Source organism: Rahnella sp. EDr1-12 (assembly GCF_049206505.1).
Classification (GTDB): Bacteria; Pseudomonadota; Gammaproteobacteria; order Enterobacterales; family Enterobacteriaceae; genus Rahnella; species Rahnella rivi.
On the sequence record NZ_JBLZNY010000001.1, the window covers coordinates 1,159,214 to 1,171,615 of the forward strand.

General features: G+C 53.7%; 8 protein-coding genes. 5 read left to right on the plus strand and 3 right to left on the minus strand.

The genetic code is table 11. The features are described from left to right. Window positions 1–21 precede the first annotated feature (21 nt). Window positions 22–1,569 (plus strand): exopolyphosphatase, encoded by a 1,548-nt coding sequence (gene ppx, locus ACO0U8_RS05530; protein WP_056771304.1) that lies wholly within the window; start codon window positions 22–24, stop codon window positions 1,567–1,569. A gap of 84 nt (window positions 1,570–1,653) precedes the next feature. Here the strand turns inward: ppx and ACO0U8_RS05535 are convergent, their stop codons facing one another. Beyond that, window positions 1,654–3,894 carry a sensor domain-containing phosphodiesterase gene (locus tag ACO0U8_RS05535; RefSeq protein ID WP_056771301.1) on the minus strand — a complete coding sequence of 747 codons (2,241 nt, stop codon included), beginning with the start codon at window positions 3,892–3,894 and terminating at the stop codon, window positions 1,654–1,656. 513 nt (window positions 3,895–4,407) lie between these two features. Between ACO0U8_RS05535 and ACO0U8_RS05540 the strand changes: the two genes are divergently transcribed. The 3 genes from ACO0U8_RS05540 to ACO0U8_RS05550 all read left to right on the plus strand — a co-directional run bounded on the left by ACO0U8_RS05540 (window position 4,408) and on the right by ACO0U8_RS05550 (window position 9,350). Beyond that, window positions 4,408–4,626 (plus strand): YfgG family protein, encoded by a 219-nt coding sequence (locus tag ACO0U8_RS05540; RefSeq protein WP_056771298.1) that lies wholly within the window; start codon window positions 4,408–4,410, stop codon window positions 4,624–4,626. Window positions 4,627–4,635: 9 nt separating this feature from the next. Further along, the gene (mgtE, locus tag ACO0U8_RS05545) at window positions 4,636–6,075 is read left to right on the plus strand and encodes a magnesium transporter (RefSeq protein ID WP_056771295.1); all 1,440 of its coding nucleotides are present in this window, start codon (window positions 4,636–4,638) and stop codon (window positions 6,073–6,075) included. Between the two features lie 281 nt (window positions 6,076–6,356). Further along, complete coding sequence (locus tag ACO0U8_RS05550) at window positions 6,357–9,350, plus strand: PAS domain S-box protein (protein ID WP_421670429.1); 2,994 nt, start codon at window positions 6,357–6,359, stop codon at window positions 9,348–9,350. Here ACO0U8_RS05550 and alkA read toward each other — a convergent pair. Then, window positions 9,347–10,210, minus strand: coding sequence for a DNA-3-methyladenine glycosylase 2 (gene alkA, locus ACO0U8_RS05555; protein ID WP_390975779.1), 864 nt, complete (start codon window positions 10,208–10,210; stop codon window positions 9,347–9,349). The genes ACO0U8_RS05550 and alkA overlap by 4 nt on opposite strands. Window positions 10,211–10,285: 75 nt before the next feature. Further along, window positions 10,286–11,677 (minus strand): cysteine--tRNA ligase, encoded by a 1,392-nt coding sequence (cysS, locus tag ACO0U8_RS05560; RefSeq protein WP_217204970.1) that lies wholly within the window; start codon window positions 11,675–11,677, stop codon window positions 10,286–10,288. 227 nt (window positions 11,678–11,904) lie between these two features. On the opposite strand from cysS, the gene ppiB reads away from it, so the two are divergent. Then, entirely contained in the window at window positions 11,905–12,399 is a 495-nt protein-coding gene (gene ppiB, locus ACO0U8_RS05565; RefSeq protein ID WP_056771274.1) for a peptidylprolyl isomerase B, read from the plus strand. The last annotated feature ends 3 nt before the right edge of the window (window positions 12,400–12,402 follow it).

Genomic DNA, 12,402 nt, shown 5'->3' on the forward strand with positions numbered 1-12,402 from the left:
CCCCTGGAGCGTTACATAACTATGCCCCTTAAAAACAGCTCATTGAGTGCCAAGCCACAGGAAATCGCGGCGATCGATCTCGGGTCGAACAGTTTCCACATGGTGATCGCGCGCGTCGTTAACGGCGCATTACAGGTTTTAGGTCGCCTGAAACAACGCGTTCATCTGGCTGACGGCCTCGACAGTAAAAATGTGCTCAGTGAAGAAGCCATTCAACGTGGGCTGGATTGCCTGGCTTTGTTTGCCGAACGCCTGCAAGGTTTTCCGGATAACAACGTCACCATCGTCGGGACGCACACTCTGCGTCAGGCGGTGAATGCTGAGGAATTCCTCAAGCGCGCCGCAGAAGTCATCCCCTACCCGATCGAAATCATTTCCGGTCAGGAAGAAGCTCGCCTGATTTTCATGGGTGTGGAGCATACGCAGCCGGAAAAAGGCCGCAAACTGGTGGTCGATATTGGTGGCGGATCCACGGAACTGGTCATCGGGGAGGATTTCGAGCCATTGCTGGCCGAGAGCCGCCGCATGGGTTGCGTCAGCTTTGCGCAGATGTTTTTCCCCAACGGTGAAATCAGCCGCAGCAATTTTAAACGCGCCCAGCTCGCCGCCGCACAAAAACTGGAAACGCTGGCATGGCAATACCGTCTGCAAGGCTGGCAGTATGCACTTGGCGCATCCGGCAGTATTAAAGCCGCGCATGAAGTCCTGGTGGAAATGGGCGAAAAGGACGGTTTGATTACGCCTGAACGTCTGGAAATGCTTACCGAAGCGGTGCTGAACTTTAAGAACTTCGACGCGCTGGATCTTCCGGGGCTGTCAGAAGATCGTCAGTCAGTTTTCGTGCCGGGGCTGGCCATTCTGCGTGGCGTATTTGATGCGCTGGCGGTCAAAGAACTGCGTCTTTCTGACGGCGCGCTGCGTGAAGGTGTGCTGTATGAAATGGAAGGCCGCTTCCGTCATCAGGATATCCGCACGCGTACCGCGAAAAGCCTGGCCGAGCATTACAACATCGACCGGGAACAGGCGCGCCGCGTACTGGAAACCACAGAGCAGCTTTACAGCCAGTGGCTGGCGCAGAACACCAAACTGGTTCAGCCGCAGCTCGAATCACTGCTGAAATTCAGCGCCATGCTGCATGAGGTAGGTTTGAGCATCAACCACACCGGTATGCACCGTCACTCTTCCTATATTCTGCAAAACACCAATTTGCCGGGGTTCAATCAGGAACAGCAAACGCTGCTGGCAACGCTGGTGCGTTTCCATCGTAAAGCGATCAAGCTGGAAGAGTTGCCGCGCCTGAATTTGTTCAAGAAGAAGCACTATATTCCGCTGATCCAGCTATTGCGCCTCGGGGCACTGCTCAATAACCAGCGTCAGTCCACCACGACGCCGGAATCTCTGCGGTTATCGACGGATGATAATCACTGGACACTGCGCTTCCCTGCCGGTTATCTGGCGCAGAACAACCTGGTTCAGCTGGATTTCGAACGTGAACAAAGTTACTGGGATGACGTCACCGGCTGGAAACTGATGCTGGAAGAAGAAGACGTGGGGTCTTCAGAAAGCTAAGCCTTCCCGGCGATAAACCAGCAAAAAAAACCTCTGCACGCGAAGGCGTCAGAGGTTTTTTATTTTTAGGATGAAAACTGAAGGTCAGTCTTTGCGAAACGCCAGCAGGGACGCCAAAGGTTCAGGTTTGCCCACCAGATAACCCTGCATGTAATCAACCCCCAGCGCGTGCAGTGCTGCCTTCTGCTCTTCGGTTTCGACGTACTCCGCCACAATGCTCAGATGTTTCATTCTGGCGACCTGACAGATCGACTGTACGATATAGCCATCCAGCGAATTGGTCAGCATATTGCGCACGAAGCTGCCGTCAATTTTGATGATATCGGCCTGAATGGCTTTCAGACGGCCATAACTGGCATAACCGGTACCGAAATCGTCGATGGCAATCCGGCAGCCGTAATTACGCAGCTCGCGCATGGCAGAGTCAGCGTATTTCACGTCCTGCAATAAGTGTGATTCCGTCACTTCCAGAACGATCTGGAAAGGCTCCACCTCAAACTCAGCCATCAGGGTTTTGAAATCACGGGTGAACGTCGGGCGGCACAGCGTTGATGGCGTAAAGTTGACGGCAAAACGCAGGCTCGGCAGACGCGAGCGGTTCGCGTTGATAAACATCAGCGTGTGCCTGAGCACCCACATATCTAACTGATAGGAAAGCCCAAACTCATGCACAACCGGCAGGAACTTATCCGGCATGACCAGATTTTCCTGCGCGCCATCGAACATGCGCAGCAGGATTTCATAATAATTGTCACCCCGCACGCCTGAGATAGGTTGCGCCATCAGAACGAAGCGATCGTCATCCAGCGCGCGCTGGATTTTATGCAGCATATCGACCTTTTCTCTGATTTCCAGTTGCACCTGGCTGTGATCGCTTTTGTTCGATTCCGGTTTACCGGTGGTCAGCGACACTTCGGCAATCCCGCTCAGTTCGCCCAGCAAGATCGGCAGATGCTCGACCGGTGAGTAGACCGTGCAATAAGACAGACCGATATTAGGATGGAGCGGTAATCCGTTCCAGATCAGACGAAAATCTTCAACATACTCATACAGTTGCTGGAGTTTGCCTTCCACGTCTTCACTGTTAAGCCGCAGCACCAGATCGTAACCCGGTAAGTGATACACTTTTTCGCCCGGCTGCAGATACGGCTTCAGCCCCATCGCCAGTTGCTGCTTAAACTGAATACGCAGCTGCATACCGTAGTTACGGCTCAGCACATCCATATCGGAAACACGAACAAAGCACAGCAAGGAGCGCGGATAAATCGCCAAATCACGGTTAAAAGCGCGCAGGTTCGGCAAGGCGAAAACCGGATCCTGTAATGCGGCAGCTTTGAATTTTTTCATCAGCAGCCGCTGGCGGGAAGAGATCACCGCCATCAGCAACAGCGTGATGGTATAAACCAGCATCAGGGCGGAGACGAAAACCAGATTATGGACAAAGTTAGTGTCAGAGATAAAACCCTGATAATAATGGAATAAAATGGTGAGCGTGATGGTCCAGACAATACTGATGAAGTAATAGCCATAGCGCAGTGCACCGAACAGTAACACCGGGAACAGCAACGTCAGCGTGTAATCACTCAGCAGGATTTTCATGAAAGGCTCGCTGAGCCCCTGAATGCACAGCAGCGCTACCATTGTGCCCAGCACAATAAACCACAGCACCATTTCAGCCGGTTTCACACCGGGCGCACATTGTTTTCGCAACATCATGCGCAACACGCGCCAGTAACGCGGGCGGCGGATAATGCGGATAATCAGATAGATCAGATGCGAGTTGAGCAGAATACCCAGAATCATCGCCTGAAGATTGATAAGCGTACGCAGCGTCATAAAATCGCGTGTCGCCATCCCCAGATATTCTGGCAGCAGGCCGCTTTCCACGACAATTTGCAACACAATAATGAAGAAGAACGTCAGGAAAATCAGCAGCCAGCCGACCCGCACCCAGGCCTGATTCATCAGCCCGAGCGGTGCAGACCAGCGGCTTCCCGCCTGCCAGCGGTAGCCCAGCCAGGCAAGAAACAGTGACGTGAAATAAATCACCGTCATCAGCGTTCCCATTTCCGCGCCCACGCGCAGGTAGTAGCGCAGGAAAAGCGTCAGCACAATGCCGGGGAATGCCGCCCAGTCAAACACCATCAGCAAGGCCACACAGGTCGCCAGCGGCATGTAAATCAGATAGGTGCGACCTTCCGGCAAGAAAATGATCGGAGAAAGCGACGAGCTGAGCGGGATCAGCACCAGCGCACAGAAGATCGGAAGCCCCCACCATTTATGGCGCAGTTCATTCCACGAGAAGAGTTTTTGCATCGGATCCATCGTAAGTTTCGCGTATGAAAGTCATGACGCAGTATAGGTGTCAGGATGAAACGGGCGTGTGTAAAACGCCGGGTGACAGTGACAACGGGTTCCGCGCGCAGTTATCGGCATAAACATCTTTTCACTGAAAAACGCAGAAAGAATAGAAACAGCGGAGGTTGGTGTCATGAATCACAAATTATGGCTGAATTCTAATCGGCTTTATATTAATGCTCTTGATGCTGATCAATAAACACATTCTTCCAAATATCCGCTAAATGAAGCTCAAACAATTTCGCACGTGATTAACCAAATAATAAATACATTCAAATCCATGAGATTAACTTTAAACGTATAGATTGTCTGAATGGTAAAGTTATCGTGCGACTTTACTTACCGGCGAAAATAAACCGCACTTTTTGCATTTTTCCTTTATCTGGAGCGTCGTTTAGTTGTGCGTTATATTGTAAACGTTATCATTTACACTCTTTCATCACTTCTACCGGAGCAAAGATCCACTGAGCCGACACGACTATGTCTCGAAAATCCAACATCAAGATGACGAAAATTGTTCTTTCGGTAAGCTTCATTATTTTGTTCGGGCGACTGGTTTACTCCGCTTTCGGCGCGTATTCGCATCACCAGAATCAAAAGCAAACGCAGACCGATACGCAGACAGTGGGGCCACAGCAACAGACGCCGGAAAAAACCTGTACCGGTACGCTGAAAACCTGCCGTTACTCAAAGGACTAAGGATCTCAAATGTCGGGTGAAAAACCGAAAAACTACGGCCAGAAACTGGCCGAAAGCCGCAGCAGGATCCTCGATCTCCTTCTGAACACCGATGACCTCGCCGACAGTATTCTGGGCGAGGAACCTGACGTTGATGACGCCACGCGCGCGCAACTGATGGATTACACCGCAGAGCTCAGCTCGCGGGTGCAAAAACTCCACGCAGCCGACGTCGCCGACGTCCTGGAAGCGTTGCCGATCCGCGAACGTCTGGCGCTGTGGCGTCTGGTCGAACCGGCAGCGCGCGGTAAAGCACTGGTCGAAGTCTCCGAAACCGTCTGGGACAGCCTCATTGAAGAGATGAGCGACAAAGACCTGCTGAAAACCATGTCGCTGCTTGATGTAGACGATCAGGTGTATCTGGCAGAATATCTTCCCCGTGACCTGACTGGCCGTGTACTGACTTCGCTGGAGCCAAAGCAGCGGGAAAAAGTCCGCGAAGTGATGAAGTTCAACAAAGAATGCGTTGGCCGAATCATGGATTTCGAGCTGCTGACCGTCCGTCCGGACGTCACGCTCGGCGCCGTTCAGCGTTTTCTGCGCTCCCGCAAAATCATTCCGCAGGCCAGCGACAAGCTCTTTGTCACTGACCGCAAAAACACCCTGCTTGGCGAACTGCCGCTGACCACCATTTTACTCAATCCGCCGGAGACGAAAGTCGCTGACGTGATGATTACCGATCTCACCAGCTTCGAGCCGGAAGATAAAGCCGAAGACGCCGCCAGCGCGTTCGAACGTTATGACCTGATCACCGCGCCGGTAGTGGATAAAAAAGGCAAGCTGATGGGACGGCTGACGGTGGAAGAGATCGTTGATTTCGTCAACAACGACACCGACAGCAATCTGCGCCGGATGGGCGGGTTAAGCCCGGAAGAAGATGTCTTTTCTCCGGTCAGCAAAGCGGTACGCAACCGCTGGGCGTGGCTGGCTATCAATTTGTGTACCGCCTTTGTGGCTTCGCGCGTGATTGGTCTGTTTGAACACACGATTTCGCAGCTGGTGGCGCTCGCCGCCCTGATGCCGATTGTGGCGGGCATCGGCGGTAACACCGGGAATCAGACCATCACGATGATCGTGCGCGGTCTGGCGCTGCACCATGTTCAGGTAGGGAACCTGAAATTTCTGATGTTCAGGGAGCTTGGCGTGGCGTTGATTAACGGTCTGGTCTGGGGCGGACTGATGGGTATCGTCACCTGGCTGCTGTACGGCGACTGGCAGATGGGCGGCGTAATGACCCTGGCCATGATCCTCAATCTGCTGCTGGCGGCGCTGATGGGCGTCATTATCCCGCTCACGATGGTCCGCATGGGCCGCGACCCCGCCATCGGTTCCAGCGTGATGATTACCGCACTGACCGACACCGGCGGCTTCTTTATCTTCCTCGGCCTCGCCACTATATTCCTGATCTAAACCTCTTTTCCGGCCTGCGGGCCGGTAAACGCTTTCCCGCAGAATTTTCCCGATAATACCCGCTGAGAAACGCGTTTGATTTCTGCTACTGATTATTCGTTATCGCTGTAAGAGTGATGTAGAATTCATACTAATAATCTTAAAAAAATAGATATCCCTCCGACGCGAAGAATGTCGTCTTAACAGACGTTGTCTCAGGTGATGCGGGGGTTAATAACAGAAAAAACAAGTTTCACCGTAACTGCCTGCCACTCACGGCCAGTCAGAAAAAGGTTTGCACCGTGGAAAAAATAAAACAGACCACTTTCTTTTCGGAAAAGGTCAACTGGAAGGTGCCTCTGCTGACGGGCATTGCCATTTGTCTGCTGGCCCTTGCCTGCCTGGGAATCATTCAAAAAACCTCGAGTCTGGCCGGATTGTGGTTGCCGACGGCGTTGCTGATCCCGGTGCTGTTTCATCACCGCTATCTCGACTGGATCCCGCTGCTCTGCGCTGCGGCGCTGGGGATTGTTGCCGCGCATTTTATCGCGGGTACGCCGGTGCTGCTTTACCTGCCCTACACGGTGAATAATCTGATTGAAGCCACGCTCTGCGCCTTGCTGCTGCGCCGCGCGTTACCGGCGCAAGATCCGCTTTCCGGCCTGAGCCACTGGGTCAAATTTCTGGTGATCGCGGTGATCTTCTGCCCGCTGGTAAGCTCGGTGTTTATGATGCTGTTCATTCTGCACATCCACACCGCGGCGGAATTGCAGGATCGTTTTGCCACCTGGTATATGTCAGAAGCGGTGGCTATCCTCGCGCTGACGCCGCTGGGGCTGATTTATCAGCGCGGCTACCTCAAACAAATTCTGACTTCACGTCGTCTTGTTGAACTGCTTGCCACTCTGGTCATCACGCTGGCGCTCGGTTTTATGGCGCTTAAATGGCTGCCTTATACCTTTGCCTTTATCACTATTCCGTTGCTGTGGTCAGCTATCCGCCTGCCGCGCCTTGAAGCCTTTATTATTTTCCTGTCGATGACGCTGATGATCGCCCTGCTGCAAACCAGCGGTATTATCACCGTCCAGCCCCATGCCATACAGATCCCGCAAGGGCTGATCTTCCTGCCGCTGTTACTGATCCTGCTGCCCGCCAATGCGATGGCGATGGCGATGCACACCCTGCGTACTGAAAAGTCACATATCACGCAGAGCGAAAACCGCTTTCGCAATGCCATGGAATACTCGGCAATCGGCATGGCGCTGGTTTCCCCGCAGGGTAAATGGCTGCAGGTGAATAAATCGCTGTGTAAGCTGCTGGGGTATGAAGCTGACTACCTGAAAACCCTGTCTTTTCAGGACATCACTCATCCGGAAGACTTAGGTAAAGACCTCGCCTTGCTCCAGCAATTGCTGGATGACGAAATTCAGAGCTACACCATGGAGAAGCGCTACCTGTGCCGCAATGGTGAAATGGTCTGGGTGTTGCTGGCCGTCTCCCTGGTGCGTGATGAAGATCAGAAACCGCTCTATTTCATCTCGCAAATCGAAGATATTACCGAGTTGAAACACACCGAAGTGACTAACAAACGGCTGTCCGAAGCGCTGCATGAAGAAAAAGAACTGCTGCACATCACGCTCAATTCCATCAACGAAGCCGTGATCTCCACCGACCGGGATTTGAACGTCACCTTCATGAATCCGGTCGCCGAGAACATGACCGGCTGGAAAGAGTCTCAGGCACAGGGTCAGCCGGTCGGGCGCATTGTACACATCACCAAAGGGCCGGAGGGGCCGCTGCTGGGTAATTTGCAGCAGTTCGATATCAACGAGAATTTGCACTCCTCCGTCGAACAGTCTCTGGTTCTGCACGGCCACAATACCGGCATGTTTGACGTCCAGCTGGCCGTCTCGCCGTTGCGCACCCTGAAAGATGAACCCATTGGCATTGTGCTGGTGTTGCAGGACGTCAGTAAATCCCGCGAACTGATGCGCAAACTCAGCTACAGCGCATCACATGATTTACTCACCGGTTTAGCCAACCGTGGCAGCTTTGAAAAGAGCCTGAAGAAAGCACTGAGTCTGACCGCCATACATCAGCAGCCGCACAGTCTGGCGTTTATCGATCTCGACCGGTTTAAGGCGATCAATGACACGGCGGGCCACGCGGCGGGGGATGAACTGCTGCGCCAGCTGAGCACGCTGATGCAGGATCACATCCGTAACAGCGACCGTCTGGCACGCCTGGGCGGCGATGAGTTTGCACTGATCCTGTTTGATTGTCCGCTGGAACAGGGGTTGTTAACCCTTCAGCAACTGGTGAACAAAATCAACGCGTTTCAGTTTATCTGGGAAGAACAGATTTACCGCATCGGCGCCAGCGCCGGGTTGACGCAAATTAATGATGCCAGGATCAGCGGCAGCGAATATATGGCGCAGGCCGACGTCGCCTGTTACACCGCCAAACACAACGGGCGCGGCCGGGTCTTTACCTATGAATCGCGGCAAAAACTGCAACTGTCTTCACACACGGCGCTGTTCCGCCCGGAAGATATCACCCGCATTCTCACCGAAAATCAGCTGACGCTGCATTGCCGCGCCGCATCCCCGCCGAAAACGCCGTTGTCGGTGTGTTTCTATCAGATATCGGTACAGCTGGCGATCCCCAATCAGATAGTGCAAACGGCAGCGCTGTTCCTGCAGGCCGCCCATTTTTACGACATGATGCCGGACGTTGACCGCTGGATGTTACGGCGCGTGCTTTTGGATTACGGACAAGGCATCGCCAATAAAGGCATTTGTGTGGCTATCCCGCTCTCAACCGAAGGTCTGTTGCAACCGGCGCTGCGAGATGATCTGCTGCATCTGCTGGAGACCACGCCGCTGCCGCTGTCGTCGATCACCCTGATGATTGATGATGCCGTCTTGCTCAAGCATCCCGATTTGCGGACATTTATCGCCGGTATCCGTCAGCAGGGATGTAAGATCGTGGTGCAGAATATCGGCAAAAATATGCTCGAATTTAACCAGTTAAAGGCCAACATGGTGGATTACGTGCAGATTGATCCGAGCTTTATGGCACAGATCCACTACAACCAGATGCATGAAGTGCTGGTGACGATCCTGCATGGCAACACTCATCGCTTAAACGCCCAGACGCTGGCGGGCCCGGCGGATATCAATGAAACGCTGGATAAACTCACCGGCATCGGCATCGATCTGGTCGGCGGCGATACCATTGCCCCGGAAACCTCACTGGAAAAACTGCTCAATACCGGTTACTTCGGCATTCACTAAGGCGTATCGGGCTGCCAGTCATTATTGAACCATAAATGCAGCGTGGCATAAGTGCGCCATGGCCGCCAGACTTCGGCGTAACGGGCAATTTTACCCGGTGTCATCCCCGGAAAACGCTGCTTAATCAGATAATCACCACCGAGAAAAACGTCGGGCGCCGACCAGGCGCGCATCGCGACATAACTGGCGGTCCAGCTGCCGATGCCGGGCATTGCCAGCAGCAATCGGATCCCTTCCTGCGCATCGGTTATGGTATCCAGCGGTAACTCCCCTGCTTCGACCGCCTGCGCCAGCCCGATCAGACAGGCTGCGCGTTTGGCCTGCACGCCGATACCGCGCAAATCATCCACCGTTAATTGCCCGATAGCGGCCGGAGACGGAAACAAATGCGTCAGGGCCGCAAACGGCGTGTTCACGGGTTCGCCCCATTTTTCCGTCAGCCGGGTGGCAAGCGTCGCCGCCATTTTTACGCTGACCAGTTGCCCGAGGATCGCCCTGACCGTCAGCTCAAAACGGTTAACGCATCCCGGTAATCTGAGTCCCGCCGCATTGTCCGCAAGTGCCCCCAGACCGGCGGCAATCACGTCGGGTCGGGCATCCAGATCCAGCAAACGCCGCACCTGCTGCACAACCTTTTCGGCAGCCGGCTCCAGCGACGGTGAGAGTTCCAGTTCAACGCGATTTTCCGCCGGTACAGGCCGCAACCGCAGCCAGCCGGTCAGCCGCTCGCCGTTGTGTAACACCGCCAGGGTACGCTGATAATCATCTCCGTCCTGCTGCTCAACGCCCTGCAACGCCCGCGCGCCGAGAAACGCCGTCATCCACTGCCAGTCATACGGAGGCTGATACGTCAGAAGCATGTTGCTCACAGGACAATCCTTATAAAAATGGCCCCCGGTTGGGAGCCATTGGTGTCATTTCAGGTAGCAATGAGATTACTTGCGACGCCAGGTGGTGCCCGCCGCACCATCTTCTAACACGATGCCCATTTCATTGAGACGGTCACGCGCTTTGTCCGCCATACCCCAGTCTTTGCTGGCGCGGGCATCGTTGCGCTGTTTGATCAACGCTTCGATTTCAGCGACTTCATCGTCGTTATCCGCCTGCGCACCGGATTTCAGGAACTGCTCCGGATCCTGCTCCAGCAGACCGAGCACACCCGCCAGCTGACGCAGTTCTGCCGCCAGACCGTTGGCCGCAGACAGGTCTTCCGCTTTCAGGCGGTTAATGTCGCGCGCCATATCGAACAGCACGGAGTAGGCTTCCGGGGTATTGAAATCGTCGTCCATGGCGGAGCGGAAACGGGCAACGAAAGCGTCACCACCGGCTGGCGTTGCGGCAGCATCCGTCCCGCGCAGTGCGGTGTACAGACGTTCCATCGAGGTACGCGCCAGTTTCAGGTTCTCTTCGCTGTAGTTCAGCTGGCTGCGGTAATGACCAGACATCAGGAAGTAACGCACACTTTCGGCATCATAATATTTCAGCACATCGCGCACGGTGAAGAAGTTATCCAGCGATTTGGACATCTTTTCGCGATCGATCATTACCATGCCGGAGTGCATCCAGGTGTTCACATACGGGCCGTCGTGCGCGCAGCTGGACTGCGCAATTTCGTTTTCGTGGTGCGGGAACATCAGATCAGACCCGCCGCCGTGGATATCAAAATGATCGCCCAACTGTTTGCAGTTCATCGCAGAACATTCGATATGCCAGCCCGGACGGCCTTCGCCCCATGGTGACGTCCAGCTCGGCTCGCCCGGCTTGGACATTTTCCACAGCACGAAATCCATCGGATTGCGTTTTACATTGGCTTCCACTTCCACGCGGGCGCCCGCCTGCAGCTGGTCGAGATCCTGACGGGACAACAGGCCGTAATCAGGATCGCTTTCCACCCAGAACATGACGTCGCCGTTTGAGGCCACATAGGCGTGATCGCGGTCGATAAGCTTCTGCACGATTTCGATAATTTCCTGAATATGCTGCGTCGCGCGCGGTTCGGCGTCCGGCGGCAGAATATTCAGCGCAGCAAAATCATTGTGCATTTCAGCGATCATACGGTCGGTCAGTGCGGAGAAATTCTCGCCATTCTCTGCGGCACGTTTGATGATCTTGTCGTCGATATCAGTGATATTACGCACGTATTTCAGGTCATAACCGAGGTAACGCAGGTAACGCGACACCACGTCGAAAGACACAAAAGTCCGACCATGACCAATGTGACACAGGTCGTAAACAGTGATCCCACACACGTACATCCCGACTTTACCGGCATGAATTGGCTTGAATTCCTCTTTTTGGCGACTCAGGGTATTAAAAATCTTCAGCATCAGGCTATTCCGTGTGTTGGGCGTAGAAAATGATGGTTGCGCGCTTTCGCGACGCTCGGGCTCATAATATAACGAAAACGCCTTCACCGAAACGGCATAAGGCCGCCGGACGGGCTTTAGTCCTCACAAACCGCCTGCTGACGGCAACTTTTGAGTTATGGTATAAGAAAAGGCTATAGTAGCGGCTCTTACTGAGAGCACACATCAACATAAGCAGGATGATTAATATGGTCACTTTCCACACCAACCACGGCGACATCGTAGTAAAAACTTTTGCTGACAAAGCACCCGTTACGGTTGAAAACTTCCTGAACTATTGCCGTAAAGGCTTCTACGACAACACAATTTTCCACCGTGTTATCGACGGTTTCATGATCCAGGGCGGCGGTTTTGAGCCAGGCATGAACCAGAAAAACACCGACGCACAGATCAAAAACGAAGCAGACAACGGCCTGAAAAACACCAAAGGCACGCTGGCGATGGCGCGTACCAACGATCCGCATTCTGCCACTGCACAGTTCTTCATCAACGTAACTGACAACGATTTCCTGAACCACAGCGGCAAAAACGCACAGGGTTGGGGTTACTGCGTATTCGCAGAAGTGGTTGAAGGTCAGGATGTGGTTGATGCGATCCGCGCAGTGAAGACCGGCCGCAGCGGCATGCACCAGGATGTTCCAAAAGAAGATGTTGTGATCAAAAGCGTCACAGTCAGCGAATAATCA

What these genes read in the sequence shown, in the direction of transcription:
- mgtE (WP_056771295.1), top strand. Translation starts at nt 4,636, where the DNA reads ATGTCGGGTGAAAAACCGAAAAACTACGGCCAGAAACTGGCCGAAAGC.
- alkA (WP_390975779.1), bottom strand. Translation starts at nt 10,210, where the DNA reads ATGCTTCTGACGTATCAGCCTCCGTATGACTGGCAGTGGATGACGGCG.
- ACO0U8_RS05540 (WP_056771298.1), top strand. Translation starts at nt 4,408, where the DNA reads ATGTCTCGAAAATCCAACATCAAGATGACGAAAATTGTTCTTTCGGTA.
- cysS (WP_217204970.1), bottom strand. Translation starts at nt 11,677, where the DNA reads ATGCTGAAGATTTTTAATACCCTGAGTCGCCAAAAAGAGGAATTCAAG.
- ppx (WP_056771304.1), top strand. Translation starts at nt 22, where the DNA reads ATGCCCCTTAAAAACAGCTCATTGAGTGCCAAGCCACAGGAAATCGCG.
- ppiB (WP_056771274.1), top strand. Translation starts at nt 11,905, where the DNA reads ATGGTCACTTTCCACACCAACCACGGCGACATCGTAGTAAAAACTTTT.
- ACO0U8_RS05535 (WP_056771301.1), bottom strand. Translation starts at nt 3,894, where the DNA reads ATGGATCCGATGCAAAAACTCTTCTCGTGGAATGAACTGCGCCATAAA.